The 15,851-nt window shown below is 39.5% G+C and carries 15 protein-coding genes; 11 read left to right on the top strand and 4 right to left on the bottom strand.

The features are described from left to right. Positions 1-25: 25 nt before the first annotated feature. The gene (ntrC, locus tag SOI76_RS09385; protein ID WP_104079605.1) at positions 26-1,297 is read right to left on the bottom strand and encodes a sigma-54 interaction domain-containing protein; all 1,272 of its coding nucleotides are present in this window, start codon (positions 1,295-1,297) and stop codon (positions 26-28) included. A 191-nt stretch (positions 1,298-1,488) separates the two neighbouring features. Between ntrC and SOI76_RS09380 the strand changes: the two genes are divergently transcribed. From SOI76_RS09380 to SOI76_RS09360, 4 genes are all read left to right on the top strand, one after another. Continuing rightward, complete coding sequence (locus SOI76_RS09380) at positions 1,489-2,184, top strand: MBL fold metallo-hydrolase (RefSeq protein ID WP_104079606.1); 696 nt, start codon at positions 1,489-1,491, stop codon at positions 2,182-2,184. A 9-nt stretch (positions 2,185-2,193) separates the two neighbouring features. After that, positions 2,194-3,849, top strand: a complete 1,656-nt coding sequence (locus SOI76_RS09370) for a bifunctional protein tyrosine phosphatase family protein/NAD(P)/FAD-dependent oxidoreductase (protein WP_104079607.1) — start codon at positions 2,194-2,196, stop codon at positions 3,847-3,849. Between the two features lie 251 nt (positions 3,850-4,100). Further along, positions 4,101-4,892, top strand: a complete 792-nt coding sequence (locus tag SOI76_RS09365) for a sulfite exporter TauE/SafE family protein (protein WP_104079608.1) — start codon at positions 4,101-4,103, stop codon at positions 4,890-4,892. A 109-nt stretch (positions 4,893-5,001) separates the two neighbouring features. Continuing rightward, complete coding sequence (locus SOI76_RS09360; RefSeq protein WP_104079609.1) at positions 5,002-6,006, top strand: homoserine dehydrogenase; 1,005 nt, start codon at positions 5,002-5,004, stop codon at positions 6,004-6,006. A gap of 31 nt (positions 6,007-6,037) precedes the next feature. On the opposite strand, the gene SOI76_RS09355 is transcribed toward SOI76_RS09360, so the two are convergent. Continuing rightward, positions 6,038-6,955: a DMT family transporter gene (locus SOI76_RS09355; RefSeq protein ID WP_104079610.1), complete on the bottom strand. Its 918-nt coding sequence runs from the start codon at positions 6,953-6,955 to the stop codon at positions 6,038-6,040. A 166-nt stretch (positions 6,956-7,121) separates the two neighbouring features. On the opposite strand from SOI76_RS09355, the gene lumQ reads away from it, so the two are divergent. Further along, complete coding sequence (gene lumQ, locus SOI76_RS09350) at positions 7,122-7,976, top strand: helix-turn-helix domain-containing protein (RefSeq protein WP_104079611.1); 855 nt, start codon at positions 7,122-7,124, stop codon at positions 7,974-7,976. Here the strand turns inward: lumQ and SOI76_RS09345 are convergent. Next, the gene (locus tag SOI76_RS09345) at positions 7,973-8,368 is read right to left on the bottom strand and encodes a winged helix-turn-helix transcriptional regulator (protein ID WP_104079612.1); all 396 of its coding nucleotides are present in this window, start codon (positions 8,366-8,368) and stop codon (positions 7,973-7,975) included. The genes lumQ and SOI76_RS09345 overlap by 4 nt on opposite strands. A 95-nt stretch (positions 8,369-8,463) precedes the next feature. Between SOI76_RS09345 and acpD the strand changes: the two genes are divergently transcribed. After that, on the top strand, positions 8,464-9,072 hold the full coding sequence (gene acpD / locus SOI76_RS09340; protein WP_104079613.1) for an FMN-dependent NADH-azoreductase: 609 nt from the start codon (positions 8,464-8,466) through the stop codon (positions 9,070-9,072). A 77-nt stretch (positions 9,073-9,149) separates the two neighbouring features. Here the strand turns inward: acpD and chrA are convergent, their stop codons facing one another. After that, on the bottom strand, positions 9,150-10,499 hold the full coding sequence (gene chrA, locus SOI76_RS09335; protein ID WP_104079614.1) for a chromate efflux transporter: 1,350 nt from the start codon (positions 10,497-10,499) through the stop codon (positions 9,150-9,152). Positions 10,500-10,740: 241 nt separating this feature from the next. Here chrA and SOI76_RS09330 point away from each other — a divergent pair, with 241 nt between their 5' ends. From SOI76_RS09330 to nrtB, 5 genes are read left to right on the top strand one after another with little or no spacing between them, the layout of a single operon-like run. Continuing rightward, positions 10,741-11,484: a GntR family transcriptional regulator gene (locus tag SOI76_RS09330; RefSeq protein ID WP_000080816.1), complete on the top strand. Its 744-nt coding sequence runs from the start codon at positions 10,741-10,743 to the stop codon at positions 11,482-11,484. Positions 11,485-11,512: 28 nt separating this feature from the next. Beyond that, a complete protein-coding gene (locus SOI76_RS09325) occupies positions 11,513-13,246 on the top strand; it encodes a fumarate reductase/succinate dehydrogenase flavoprotein subunit (RefSeq protein ID WP_104079615.1) in 1,734 nt (577 codons plus the stop codon). Between the two features lie 20 nt (positions 13,247-13,266). Continuing rightward, positions 13,267-13,512, top strand: coding sequence for a ferredoxin family protein (locus SOI76_RS09320; protein WP_000864074.1), 246 nt, complete (start codon positions 13,267-13,269; stop codon positions 13,510-13,512). A gap of 19 nt (positions 13,513-13,531) precedes the next feature. Next, positions 13,532-14,962 carry an ABC transporter substrate-binding protein gene (locus SOI76_RS09315; protein WP_104079616.1) on the top strand — a complete coding sequence of 477 codons (1,431 nt, stop codon included), beginning with the start codon at positions 13,532-13,534 and terminating at the stop codon, positions 14,960-14,962. A 34-nt stretch (positions 14,963-14,996) separates the two neighbouring features. Further along, positions 14,997-15,851 carry an ABC transporter permease gene (gene nrtB, locus SOI76_RS09310; RefSeq protein ID WP_104079617.1) on the top strand — a complete coding sequence of 285 codons (855 nt, stop codon included), beginning with the start codon at positions 14,997-14,999 and terminating at the stop codon, positions 15,849-15,851.

The raw sequence follows: 15,851 nt of genomic DNA, 5'->3' as shown, positions 1-15,851 counted from the left end.
CGCCTTAGATGAGCTAAATACCTAGCTAAAGCTTATGCTTTTGTCTGTATCTCCAAAGAGTAGTGCGGCTAATTCCAAAAATATTCGCGACCATATTCAAGTTATGGTTATATTTTTCTAAAGCGGCTTGCACATTTTCTGGACTAAGCTCTGTATTTGTCTCGGGTAATTTAACGTAATCCTCTGCATTTAATAGTTCATTTGGTAAGTCTTCGACTTCAATTTCATCTTTACCATTTGCCATGGTTAAAGCATAAAGCAGGGTGTTTTTTAACTCACGAACATTTCCTGGCCAATCATAGTTCAATAAAACTTGCATGGCTTTTTGATTAACATGGCGAGGCATTGTGTCGAGTTGGGTGGAACTCTCTTTTAAAATCTGGTCGACAATCAGTGGAATATCGACTTTTCGCTCTCTGAGTGGCGGTATAAAAATCGGAATGACACGCAAACGGTAGAGTAGATCATGACGGAAACGCCCAGCCTTAGCCTCTTCGCGTAAAGCTTTATGTGTTGCTGTAATAATTCGGACATTGGCCTGAATTGGTTTTTCACCACCTACAGGAGTAAATTCACCTGTTTCTAACACCCGTAATAATTTAGCTTGAAGCTCTAAAGGAATCTCGGCAATTTCATCCAGAAACAGCGTTCCACCAGCGGCACGTTCAAACACGCCTTTATGGTCACGAATTGCTCCCGTAAAAGCACCTTTCACATGCCCAAAGAGTTCACTTTCTAAAATATTAGAATTTAAAGCTGCACAGTTAATCGCTACAAAAATCTTATTTTTACGTTGGCTATAATCATGAATTGCTTGTGCCACAAGTTCTTTACCGCTACCAGATTCACCGCGAACAAGCACTGGAAACTCAGTAATTGCCACCCTTTGAATGATTGAAAACATACGGGACATTTCTGGTGAACAACTATTAAAAACCTTAGCCAAGTCTTGCAATTGTTCTGTGAGTTCTACTTGATCACCAATATCATTCTCTATGCTAACGGGCTGTAGAATATACAATTTCCCGATAACACGATGCTCTGCGATGTAAATATCATTTTCCTGATAGATAAATCGCTTTCTCATTTTAGGAGTATTGATTTCGAGATATTGATTGTGATGGTCTTGAGTAAGCGCTGCCATGTTCTCTACAGAAATATCGTCTGTATTAAATTTATAGTGAATTGTTTGAGTAGATGTGTCCGCTAAAAACAGAATCGCATTTGGGAATAGAGCTTTAAGCTGCTCAAATAAAATATAAAAATCCTGTTCTAACTCAAAATTTAACTTTGCCATTATCTATGTTTCACAATCGTTTCATTGAAACATACTTGAGTTTCATAGGAACATCAAGCTGAGTTCATTTTCTAAGTTTAGGTTTACTTATTGTTTTAAATTTTTGATTTTTATATTTATTATTTAATTTTAAATAATTGGCATCTTATTTGCAAAATATAGGAAAGAAATAAATTATTAGGGTATAAATCATGTTCTTTAAGCAGTTTTTTGAAAAAGAAAGTTCGACTTATACATATATGCTTGGATGTGAAGAAACACGAGAGGCTATTTTAATTGATCCAGTCGCATCAGATATAGAGATTTATGCAAAAGAATTAGAGCAGCATCAATTTACACTCATCTATACCTTAGATACTCATGTTCATGCAGACCATATTACCGCTGCAAATTTACTTCGTGAACGTTTTCATTGCAAATCGGTTTTACACCGAAACTCAGAAGTAAGTTGCGGAGATATTTTAATTACTGATGGTTGCATGCTTAAAGTTGGCAACCTCAGTATTGAAGCGCGTTACACACCAGGTCATACCAATGCTTGTACGAGTTATTTGGTAGGAAATATGGTTTTCACTGGTGATGCATTATTAATTGACGGCTGCGGTCGAACTGACTTCCAGCAAGGTAATGCAGGTACACTTTATGACAGTATTCATAAACAACTTTTTAGCCTGCCTGACGAGACTATTGTGTATCCGGGACACGATTATAAAGGTCGTCTGTCTTCAACAATTGGTTATGAACGCTTAAATAATTCACGTCTAGGTCAGAATCGCTCGCGTGAAGATTTTATTGAATTAATGAATAACTTAAATCTGCCATATCCAAAACAAATCGATAAAGCACTTCCTGCTAATCAGGCTTGCGGCTCAATTTCACAATTATAAGGTGGCAATATGGAACTTAAACGAGTTAATCAAGATTTTTATGTTGCTGGCCAGATTACTGCCGACGATATCGCGAAAATTGCAGACCAAGGAATAAAAACTCTGATATGTAACCGTCCAGATGGAGAAGGTGCAGATCAACCCAATGTGATTGAAATTGAAGAAGCAGCTCAGCGACATGGCCTAAACGTAATCTACCAGCCCGTTATCAGTGGCAAAATTACCGATCAACAAGTTACCGACTTTAAGCAGCTTTATCAGAATGCTCAGAAGCCCGTTTTAGCATATTGTCGCTCTGGTATGCGTGCAATCAGTTTGTGGGCTTTGGCTGAAGTTGCTCCAAAAGATGCAGCGCTGTTAGTAGAAGCGGGTAATAAGCTTGGGTTTAATTTGAAAGGTTTGGTGTCTCGTATTTTAAAACGTGATCATGAACCAGCGACAATTCCTTGTTATAGCGTTGTGATTGTGGGCGCTGGAGCAGCAGGAATTTCTGTAGCGTCTAGTCTTTTATGTCGTGAACCTCATTTAGATATTGTCATTATTGATCCGGCAGACACCCATTATTATCAACCGGGCTGGACTATGGTCGGTGGTGGTATCTTTAAACCCCAAGTAACCGCACGCTCAATGGCAAGTGTGATTCCTTCAAAAGTGAAATGGATGAAAGTTGCTGTTGCTGGATTCGACCCTCAGCATAATCAGATTATTTTGGAAGGATGCCAACCGATTCAATATAAAGCCTTAGTCGTCTGTCCTGGTTTAAAACTAAATTGGCATGGCATTGAAGGTTTAGTCGAAACCTTAGGGAAAAATGGGGTGACGTCTAACTATCGTTATGACTTGGCGCCGTATACATGGGAACTGGTGCAACAGCTAAACGGTGGAAAAGCAATCTTTACCCAGCCGCCTATGCCGATTAAATGTGCGGGTGCTCCTCAAAAAGCGATGTACCTTTCAGCCGACTACTGGTTAAAGCAAGGCAAACTTAAAGATATCTCTATCCATTTTTATAACACTGGTGCTGTTTTATTTGGTGTGAAGGAATATGTACCTGCACTAATGCAATACGTTGAAAAATATGGCACTGAACTTCATTTTAACCATCAACTTGTCAAAGTAGACGGGCCTGCAAAGAAAGCATGGTTCAAAGTAGTGAATGATGAAAATGCAGCAATGGTCGAAACAGATTTCGATATGTTGCATGTTGTTCCACCGCAACAAGCACCTGATTTTATTCGTGCAAGTACTCTTACTGATGAAGCAGGCTGGGTGAGTGTTAATCCACAAACCCTACAACACATACAACATGCCAATATTTTTGCTTTAGGCGATGTGATGAATGCACCTAATGCCAAAACTGCTGCTGCGGCACGGGCACAAGCTCCGATCGTTGCGGTTAATGTTATAGCCCAGCTCAAAGGTGAGCAAAACTTCTGTGAATACAACGGCTATGGCTCATGTCCACTCACAGTAGAGCGTGGAAAAATCGTTCTGGCTGAGTTTGGCTACGGCGGCAAATTACTTCCAAGTTTTCCAAAATGGGTGATTGATGGACAAAAACCATCTCGTTTGGCATGGCTACTTAAAGAGCAAATTTTACCGCCGATTTACTGGCAAGGCATGCTCAAGGGCCGCGAGTGGATGGTCAAACCTGAGCGAGGTTAAGCAAAGCAACGCTTTGTACGAGCGCAAGGCGAGAGCTATGCTCGAGTGGAAGAGGATAAGTAAAGCAACGCTTTATCCTGAGAAGCGACTAAAGCTTCGCAAGAAGACGAGAACTATGTTCGAGTTAAGAGGATAAATAAAGCAACCTTTGTCCTGAGAGGCGACTAAAGCTTCGCAAGAAGATGAGATCTACTCACTCATTAACCAGCAGTCTACTGCAAACGATTTATATGCAATTTTAGGCTTTTAATATGTTATTACTTGTCGTTGAAGGCATTGTGATTGGCTTTTTACTTGGTCTTACTGGTGCGGGTGGTGGCATTCTTGCTGTACCCGCGCTTATGACTAGTCAAGGCTGGAGCGTGGCGCAAGCTGCGCCAATTGGGTTATTGGCAGTTGCGCTATCTACTCTCATAGGAACCATTGAAGGCTTATTTAAAAAGATTGTTCGTTATCGTGCTGCAATCTGGATTGCCTTAATTGGTGCTCCTATGGCACATATCGGCATTTTAATAGCTAACACGATTTCACCTATTTGGCTCATGTTAATGTTTAGCTTGGTCATGTTTACTGTAGGCTATCGACTTATCAGTAACCGTGTTTCGGATTTTCATAACCCGCCGTGTCAGGTCAACCCAAGTACGGGACGCTTTATCTGGAATTTTAAAACTGGTGGTGTACTTGCGGGCATTGGAATTATTGCGGGGCTTTTAACTGGGATGCTTGGTGTGGGTGGCGGCTTTGTAATTGTCCCAGCGCTTAGAAAAGTCACAAATTTGGATATGCATAGCATTGTTGCAACTTCACTTATGATTATTTTCCTGATTAGTGGCATGAGTATTGTGATGCATATTGCAGAGGGCTTTCACTATCCAGTCGCCATTACTAGTGCGTTCGCGCTCGCATGTGCATTCGGTATGTTATTAGGGCGCCGAGCTATTCGGTTTATTCCGTCTGTAATTGTACAAAAGGTCTTTGCTTTAATGGTTTTTGCTGTCGCAATTTATATGGTTATTAAGATTGTTAATCTAACAAATATATGAGCGATATAGTATTTTAACCTTCTCTATAAATAGCAATTTTTCCAAGATGAGATATTAAAATTATCTTTGGAAAATTGATTTAAACCATTTAAATTTTTGAGAAAGTGAAATGAAGCGAATTAATGTAGCAATTTGTGGTTTTGGACGGATTGGGCAACAAATTGCAGAGCTTCTTTTAAATCGATCGACCTACTATAAACAAAAATATCAAATTGATACCCGTTTAGTGGGTGTCTGTAACTCATCATCAGGCTTAATTGATCAAGAAGGTTTACAAGCTTCAAAGTGGCTAGATAAAACACAATATCAAGCAGGCCTAACAGAGCAAAAGTTTTTAGAACAGGTTCAAGCAGATGTCATTATTGAAACTGGACCAAGTGATTATGTGACAGGTGGAAAAGGCCTATTTTATTTAAATTATGCTTTAACACATAGCATGAATGCGATTGCGGTATCTAAAGGTGCTTTAGTCGTAGAAGGTAAAAAACTAATTAACTTGGCACATCAGCACAATAAAAAACTATTTTTTAGCGGTGCCACTGCTGCAGCTTTACCGACGGTTGATTTGTTTGAATATAACTTAGCTGGCTGCCAAATTTTAGAAATAGAAGGTGTCTTTACCGGAACCACGAATTTTATTTTGAATGATATGTTGCAACACGAATGCGCATTTGCAGAATCTCTTGAAAAAGCTCAAACGAAAGGGATTGCAGAACCTGACAGCTCTTTTGATGTAGATGGATGGGATACTGCTGCCAAAATTACGATACTAGCCAATAATGTTTTGGGGGCTGATGTAAAAATTCAAGATATTCCAAGACAAGGAATTAGTCACGTTACGGCTGAACATATTCGTGGTTGGAAAAAAGAAAATGTAATTCCTCGTCTGGTTGGTTTTATTCATATTAAGAATCAGCAAATTCAAACAGGTGTTGAATTAAGATTAGTTCCAGCAAATCATGCGTTTGCTCATCTGCAAGGTTCCAATAAATGCATTCGGGTGTTAACGCAAGAAATGGGGGAATTTGTTGTCAGTGGAGGGGCATCTGCGCCATTAGCCACAGCAGCCGCGGCTTTAAAAGATTTTGAGTTGATGCTAAAAACGGGCTGCTAAAATTAATTATAATTTATAAAAAAGCAGGCTTTTATGCCTGCTTCTCACAATTTTTTTGACTGCTAAATAACTTCTTTCCAATTTCAAACTTACTAAACATTAAGTAGTTACCAAGTAAGATGAGTAAAATTCCAAATACAGCATTTAAAGTCCATACATATCCTTCAAAGAAAGTAGAAACTGTTAAAGCAACTAAAGGAAAGAGCAACGTGCTATAGGCTGCTTTAGCTGCGCCAATTCGTCCGACCAGAGAAAAGTAAGCTGAAAACCCAATAACCGTACCAAATACAGCCAAGTATAGTACCGAGCTTAAAAATGGGAAATTCATCGGCGGCATTAAATCTTGTCCTGTAAATAAAGCCAGAATTAAGATCACCAATGCGCCATACGTCATGGCATAACAGTTTGTTGAAAAGATATTTAGACCACGTTTTTGGTGTCTAACACTAATCATGTTCCCTAAAGAAAAACCGTAAGTTCCTATTGCACACAGACCAATACCCATTAATAACTGCGCATTAAACTGGCTATTAATCAGGTCATGCCAAAACAGTAAAACAATACCACTTAGGCCCAAAAGTGCAGCTGGTGCAAAGTTTGGGGAAGGTTTCTGCTTAAAAAAGATAAGCGCATTAATGGCATTAAAGAAAACCGCCATCGAAAAAATGACAGACTCTAAACCGCTATTTACATATTTAACAGCGGTATAAAAACAAATAAAGTTTAGACCAAATACGCAAAGGCCTTGCAGCATACAGAACAAATGATCTTTTAAAGCAATTCGCTGTAATTTTCCTGAAAATAGTAAAACAACCCAAAGTAATAAGGCTGAAATGGCAAAACGCCATAAAATCGCGACAACAGTTGTTGCATAATGGCTCTGAACGGCAATTCCAATCCATGTTGTTCCCCAAATCAACACCACCGCAACATAGAGTAAAATATTCATAACTTCATCCTCGATTACCAAGCTTAAGTATCTAGGAATGCTTCATTTTTCACGTATATATTCTTGTGTTATACATGCAAGATCTTGCGCTTTTTATAGATATAAACTAGCTGAATTTTGCTGAATATGGTTAACTTAAGCTCAATGATATTCGTTTTAATTTTGCATGGCCTATCAAACTTTAGAACAGCTACAGCAATCTAAAGCCAAGCTTCACAAAACTGTGGTGCTTGATGAGAATATGCAACTTGCATTTTGGTCTAATCAGCAAGATCGTGTAAGTGTCTGTAGCGATCACCACACTTTAAGTCTTTATATTCAAGATGGTTATGAAAGCTATCAAAAAACACCTGCGGGCTGGAAAAATGGCGGTGGGCCAGGTCGTTTTTGCTTATTGCCTGAACATCAGGAATCGACTTGGGACATACGTGGTGGGCTTAAATTTGTCCACTTGTATTACACCGATCAACATTTGCGTGATGTTGCTGAAAAAATATGGGACAAAGAGCCGAATCAAATTGAACTAAACGAAGTTGTCTTTAATGACGATGAACGGATTCGGGCGTTATATCAGTTCTTCTTGCTAGATTGTGATTGGAAAGATTCAGCAAACCATTTACAAATGAGTACCACTGCCAGTTTATTGCTGAACCATTTAATTCGAAGATATAGCAATGTTAAGTGGCAGCAACCTATCATTAAAGGTGGGCTCGCTCCTCATAAACTCAAATATATTCAGGACTGGATTGAAGATCATCTAGATCAGGCACTCACTTTGTCTGATTTGGCGAATGTTGTGAATTTAAGCGAATACCATTTTGCTCATATGTTTAAACAGTCCATGAATATGGCGCCTCACCAATATGTCATGCAAAGACGCTTAACTAAGGCCAAAGGACTAATTCAGTCATCTCAGCTTTCTTTGCAAGATATTGCCCTAGTATGTGGGTTTAGTTCAGCAAGCCATTTAAGTCATCGCTTTAAACAATTTTATGGCATGAGTCCTTCGCAGTTACGTTAAGTATCTAATGTAATTGGTTTCTCCTGAGCTGCGTCAAATGCAGCTCTTGCCGCATCAATATCTGCAATATGCTGCTGAGCCCATTGGCCTAAAGCAATTACAGGTTCTGTAAGTGAATGGCCCAGCGGAGTTAGTTCATATTCAACATGCGGTGGCACTACAGGATAGACCGTACGTTTAACCAATCCATCTCGTTCTAAACCGCGTAAACATAAGGTGAGCATACGCTGTGATATTCCATTGATATTTCTCTTTATTTCAGAAAATCGATGAGGATGTGATGCAAGTGTCATTACAATAAGAATGCTCCATTTTTCACCAACTCTAGCTAACACTTGACTGACTCTTTGACAATCTGAGCTCTGGATATCATGAGGTATGGTTACAGCCATATTACTTGGTTCCCTAAATGTGCCTTCTTGTGCATAAGAATAATAGTAGTAACATAATTAGTTCAAGTAACAATTTTATACTGTAGGTATAAACGATGAAACTACTTCAAATTGACACAAGTATTTTAGGTGAACAGTCTGTTAGCCGCCAACTCACCTCATCTGTTATTCGTCAGCTCAACACAGCTTATCCAGATGCAGAAATTATTCACCACGATTTTGCTTTAGAACCAATTCCTCATTTGTCTGATGCTGAATTTTTGGCATGGCAAGGTGTTGAACCTAATAATGAAACAGCACAACAACGTGTTGCACGAAACACCCAATATTTGGATGAGTTCTTATCGTCAGATATCGTTGTAATAGGCGCACCAATGTACAACTTTAGCTTCCCATCACAGTTAAAAGCGTGGCTTGACCGACTCTCTGTTGCTGGAAAAACATTCCGTTATACGGAAAACGGTCCTCAAGGTTTAGTAGAGGGGAAACGTGTCATTATTGCTTCTTCGCGTGGTGGTGTGTATTCAGAAGGTTCACCAGCCGAAGCTTTAGACTATCAAGAAACTTATATCAAAGCGTTTTTCAATTTTATTGGGGTGACTGATATTACTTTTGTGCGCGCGGAAGGGATTGCTTACGGCCCAGAAGCACGTCAAGCAGCCTTAGATAATGCAGCAGCGCAAATTGCCCAGTTAGCGGGTTAAAAATATAAGCAGCCGAACAGTAAAGAAACTGTTCGGCTGTGTTTATGAGTAATTAAAAAAGTTAAATCAATAAATAACTAAAAGAAAGTGACAGCGAGTCCAACCAGCGCTGATGCAAAAATCACATATAGCACGTTCACGTTAAAGCGGAATAAAGCAATGAATGCAGCCACAGTAATGAGGGCTGCAACCATATCAAAATGCCCTGAAAAACCTTGTGGCCATAACACATGATAACTAAAAAATAGTGCGAGATTTAAAATTACACCGACCACAGCCGCGGTAATTGCAGTAAGTGGCGCAGTAAATTTAATTTCATTATGTGTAGATTCAATAATCGGTGCACCCGCAAAAATAAAGATAAATGAAAATAGAAAGGTAAACCAAGTCACAATGACTGCACCGAGTGCTCCAGCAAAAAATAAATGCTCAGAGCCAAGTAGTGAATGATTAACGCCTCCTAAAAAACCAACAAAGGCAACGACCATAATTAGTGGACCGGGTGTAGTTTCACCAAGTGCCAATCCATCAATCATTTGTGTAGGTGAAAGCCATCCAAAATGATTGACAGCCCCTTGATAGACATAAGGTAAAACCGCGTAAGCGCCCCCAAACGTAAGCAGCGCAGCTTTAGTAAAAAACCACGCCATTTGAGTATAAGAATGATGCCATCCAAAATATACGCCCAACGCTAAAATTGGCAATAACCATAACACGATTGCCACAAAAATAAGTTTAGCTAACCGCAACCAATGGAATTTAGCGTGCTCTGGTGTCGGAGTATCATCATCAATATATGCCGGACCATAATCTTTTTGACTAGCTTTATGCCCACCCGCGGAGGAAAATAGTTCTGGGTATTTTTTACTTGTTAAATAGCCTGCAATGCCCGCTGATAAAACGATAAGCGGGAAAGGAAGCTTTAAGACAAAAATGGCAAAAAACGCTGCAATCGCGACGACCCATAAAAACTTATTTTTAAGCGAACGACTACCTATACGGTAAGTTGCATGGAAAACAATTGCGGTAACGGCAGGCTTGATTCCGTAGAAAATACCCGCAATAACAGGAACATCTCCAAATTTTATATAAACCCAAGACAGTCCAATTAAAATAAATAATGAGGGCAATACAAATAGAATACCTGCAACCAATCCTCCAGCAGTTCTATGCATAAGCCACCCAATGTAGGTTGCTAACTGCTGCGCTTCAGGTCCGGGTAACAACATGCAGTAGTTCAGTGCATGTAAAAATCTTTTTTCTGATATCCAGCGCTTTTGTTCAACGAGTTCCTGATGCATCACAGCGATTTGTCCAGCTGGCCCCCCAAAGCTAATAAAACCAAGCTTGAGCCAAAATAAAAAGGCTTGCCAGAAGGTGACTTGTTCCACTGAGTCATCAGGGGTATTTAATTGTTTTTGTTGCATATTATCCCCTAAAAAATAATATTAATTTTTACGCTTATGTCATAACGGAGTATGTTTTATAGCATAACAAACACAAATGTATTTTTTATGATAATCATTTAACTTTTATAGATAACTATTTATTAGTTTATTGATATTCAATGAAATTATTTTTTTAACTAAAGTTATCGCTTTAAATTATTTCCAAAGCTGAAACATTTTAAACATTATTTGCTCAAGTTGTTATAACAGGTTGTGAGCCGTGAGCCAGCTACCCCAAGATCCAAAAAATCATAAGCCTCTTTACGATCAGTTAAGGGAACTCATCCTGAACAAAATTGTAAATGGTGAATATGCCGTACTGAGCCAAATTCCATCTGAAAATGAGTTTGCTGAACAGTTCGGTGTAAGCCGAATCACAGTTCGCCAAGCACTCAACCAATTACAGTTGGAAGGCTATATTTTTAAGGTGCCGGGTAAAGGGACCTTTGTAAGCAAGCCAAAAACGTTCCAGAACATCTCAAGTTTGCAAGGTTTTGCAGAAGCAATGTCATCTGCTGGTCACGAAATTTTAAACCGTGTCATCTCGGCCGAGCTTAAACAGATCCCGATGCACGTTGTGCCCAAATTAAAGTTACCCGTTAAAGCCAATGTGTATGAAATTCAACGTGTTCGTTTGCTCAACCGTCAGCCAGTGTCTTATGAGTTGACTTATTTGCCAGAACATATTGGTTTGAAACTTAAAGAAAAAGCGATTGATTTACGTACAACCGATATTTTCAAGGCATTAGAACAAGAGTGCGACATCCCTTTAGGACATGCGGATTTAAGTATTGATGCCACGGTGGCGGATGAAGAATTAGCGGCTTTGTTACAAGTCGAAATCGGAACTCCGGTATTACGGGTCGAACGTTTGACTCATGATGCAAATGGTCAACCGATTGACTATGAATATCTCTATTTCTCGGGCGATACCTTCCAGTACCGTTTACGTATTCATCGTTAATAACTCAAGTAAAAATAAGGAATATTCAATGGAAACTAAATATCTTGAGTTCGATATTGTGGTTATTGGTGGTGGAACTGCAGGGCCAATGGCTGCGATTAAAGCCAAGCAAGAAAACCCGAATTTAAAAGTCTTGCTCATTGAAAAAGCGAATGTAAAACGTAGTGGAGCGATTTCAATGGGAATGGATGGACTGAATAATGCTGTCATTCCGGGCTACGCAACACCTGAGCAGTACACCAAAGAAATTACCATAGCCAACGATGGGGTAGTTAACCAAACCACTGTATATGCATATGCGAAGCATAGTTTTACAACCATTCAACAGCTCGATCAATGGGGCATTAAGTTCGAAAAAGATGAGACAGGTGAATTTGCAGTAAAAAAAGTACATCACATGGGGGCATATGTTTTACCAATGCCCGAAGGTCATGACGTTAAAAAAGTTTTATATCGTCAGTTAAAGCGAGCTCAAGTCAAAATTAATAATCGGATTGTCACCACAAAGCTTTTAAAGAATGAGCAAGGTGCAATCAATGGTGTACTCGGTTTTGATTGTCGTAGTGGTGATTTCTATGTCATTAAAACGAAAGCAGCCATTTTATGTTGTGGCGCCGCAGGGCGTTTAGGTTTGCCAGCTTCTGGCTACTTAATGGGTACTTATGAAAACCCAACCAATGCAGGTGATGGCTATGCAATGGCATACCATGCAGGTGCTGAACTTGCCAACTTAGAATGCTTCCAGATTAATCCATTGATTAAAGACTATAACGGTCCGGCTTGTGCCTATGTGACCGGACCTTTAGGAGGTTATACAGCCAATAGTAAAGGTGAACGTTTCATTGAATGTGACTACTGGAGTGGTCAAATGATGTGGGAGTTTTACCAAGAACTGGAAAGTGGTAATGGTCCTGTTTATTTAAAAGTAGATCATTTGGCCGAAGAAACAATTCAAACTATCGAAGAGATTCTACATACCAATGAGCGCCCAAGCCGTGGTCGTTTCCATGAAGGCCGAGGAACCAATTACCGTCAAGATATGGTGGAAATGCATATTTCAGAAATTGGTTTCTGTAGCGGACATAGTGCTTCTGGTGTATGGGTCAATGAAAAAGCCGAGACTTCGGTTAAGGGATTATATAGCGCTGGCGATATGGCGGCTGTACCTCATAACTATATGCTTGGTGCATTTACCTACGGATGGTTTGCAGGTGTAAATGCCGCGCAATATGTGAATGCAATTGAAGATAGCGAATTAAACCAAAGCGAAATAGAAGCAGAAAAAGCTCGAATATTTGCGCCACTGGATTGTTCAGAAGGTTTACCTCCAGAACAAGTGGAATATAAGCTGCGCCGTTTTGTAAATGACTATTTGCAACCGCCTAAAACTCGCCAAAAAATGGAAATTGGGCTCAAACGTTTTGAAGAAATTAAACAGGATATTAAGCGAATCTCTGCAAGAAACCCGCATGAGCTGATGCGTGCCGCTGAAGTTTCTTTTATTCGAGACTGTGCGGAAATGGCAGCTAGAGCTTCACTGTTTAGAGAAGAAAGCCGCTGGGGACTGTACCACTATAGAGCAGATTTCCCTCAAAAAAATAATTCGGATTGGTTCTGTCACGCGCATTTGAAAAAAGATGAACACGGCAACATGGTCAGTTTCAAAAAGCCAATCGAGCCTTATGTGGTTCCGATTAATCAAGATGAAGCTGTGTCGTATGACCGTTTACGCATTCAAAAAGATGTTGCTCTAGCAGAGTAAATAAATCAGGAATTCAAATCATGGCTTTTATTTTTAAAGAAGTACAGCACCGTACTGTCGCCCCCGTCATTATCGATGAAGATAAATGTATTGCTGATAAAGGATGCACTGTCTGTGTAGATGTTTGTCCAATGGACTTATTAGCAATCGATCCAACAACCCAAAAAGCTTATATGCAATTTGATGAATGTTGGTATTGCATGCCTTGTGAAAAAGACTGCCCAACAGATGCAGTCAAAGTAAATATCCCATACCTACTCAAATAATTAATTTGGAATACGTAACATGAGACAAAATAAATTGATCAATAAAAAACTATTACTCAGTAGCTTAATTGGTGCCATGGTACTTGGCACTTTGGGGTGCGGCAGTAAAACAGAAACTGTGCGTGTAGCCATTGGTACACAAGACACGACTATTAACTGTGCAACAGGTGGGTTGCTCATTCGTGAATTGAATCTATTACCAAAATATTTACCTAAAGATGGTAAATACAAACATGTTAAATATGACATTCAATGGAAAAACTTTACCTCTGGTGCACCACTTACCAGTGAGATGGTGGCTGGGCGTCTAGATTTGGGAGCAATGGCTGACTTTCCTGCTGTTAATAATTTAGCGGCATTTAAAAAAGCTGGAAAAGAAAGCATATTTTTAGCGCCATTGTCAGGTAGTATTAATGGCAGCGGTAATGCGATTGTTGTTCCAATTGACTCAAAAGTAACTTCACTTAAAGAGCTAAAGGGGCAGACTATTTCCGTACCTTTTGCGTCAACTGCTCATGGACTTTTGCTACGAGCAATTCAAGCTGAAGGCTGGCAACTTGATAAAGATATTAAAGTGATTGCTCAGGCGCCAGAAGTGGCAGGGCCTGCGTTAAAAAGTCATAAGATTGCTGCACATGCTGACTTCGTACCATTCGGAGAGTTATTTGCTTACCAAGGTTTTGCTAAAAAAATCTATGATGGTTCTCAAGCAAAATCACCGACATTTCATGGTTCGCTTGCCAGCAAGGATTATGCACAGCAGCATCCCGAAGTCATAAAAGCTTATTTACAAGCAACTATTGAAGCGAATCGTCTGATTCGAGAACAACCAGAAAAATATAGTGAACTTATTGCCGAAAAAACAGGTATTCCTGCCGAAGTTGTTTATCTATTTCATGGCCCTTTAGGTCTGCAAACTCGTGACTTAACGTGGAAACCTGAATATCGAACAGCGACTCAAATTGCGATAGATACCTTAAAAGTTTTAGGCAAAAACGACGGTACGCTTGATGTAAATAAATTTATTGATGACCAATATATTAAGGATGCATTTCAGGCATCTGGACTTAATTACAGCCAGCAACTGGCCGACTATGCAAAATCACCTTTGGTTGCCAATGACGCATTAACAGGCCAACCCATCAAGACATTTGATCGGGTAACTCAAATTTGGGTAAAGGGTGAAGAAAAAGTGCGTAGCTATGAAACACCTGAGCATGCTTTTTCTGATTTAAAGAAAATTCAAGCCGCTGGAAAAACGGTGCGCGTAGTTTATAGCCAAGATCATCAGTCCGACATTAAGTTACTTGCCAATTTGGCATGGTATGCCACAGACAAAGCAGGACAAATTCAGGCTTTTTTATTAAAAGATGATGCTGAAAAATGGGCTAAACAACAGGGCGGAAAAGTATATGACTTTAAAGCTATTCAGCTTGTAACACAGAGCTGATGTGTTGTCTTACCTAATGAGCAGGAGGTGACGAATGAGTAGTTTAGTCCAAACAAAACCTAAAAACCAAAATACATTTTTGATTAAATTTTTCCAACAATTGAGGTTATATCTGGCGCATTTAAAAAACTATACGATTGCTTTTACATCTATAGCTTTTTGGATAGTCATTTGGCAAGGACTTGCTCAGTTTAAAATAAATTTAGGCATTGTGAACTTTAGCAATGTCCCGACACCTTTAGATGTCATTCATGCATTATGGACTTTTTTTCAACTTAGCACTGCTTTTGAACATGTTGAATCCAGTGTGTTTCGTGTAGTAATTGGTTTTATGCTTGCGGCTCTAATTGGTGTAGCGATTGGTTTGTTGGCAGGACGTTACCAAAAACTGGCTGCCTTTCTAATGCCACCATTAGAAGTATTACGTCCAATACCAGCAGTTGCATGGATTCCTTTAGCAATTCTGATTTTTCCATCCTCAGAAGCGTCTATGATTTTTATCACTTTTATCGGGGCTTTATTTCCAATTTTATTAAACACCGTACATGGTGTTGGTGCAGTTGACCCAAGGCTCGTCGCATCTGCAAAAAGTCTAGGTGCTTCTGATCTAGCTATCATTTATGAAGTCATTATTCCGGGAGCATTACCGAACATTATTACGGGTTTATCCATTGGAATGGGCACTTGTTGGTTCTGTTTAGTGACTGCGGAAATGATTTCGGGGCAACACGGAATTGGATACTTCACATGGGAATCTTTTACCTTGCAAAACTATAGCAATATCGTGGTTGGCATGGTGCTAATAGGAGCGTTAGGTATGTTTAGCAGTACATTGGTGCGTGTGATTGGAAACCGATTTACTCCATGGTATCAACTAAGGAAGTCTTAA

Origin of the sequence: Acinetobacter pittii, assembly GCF_034064985.1 — a bacterium.
Taxonomy (GTDB): Bacteria; Pseudomonadota; Gammaproteobacteria; order Pseudomonadales; family Moraxellaceae; genus Acinetobacter; species Acinetobacter pittii_H.
Note: the sequence above shows the minus strand (reverse complement) of the source record. Positions and strands in the feature narration are given on the sequence as shown.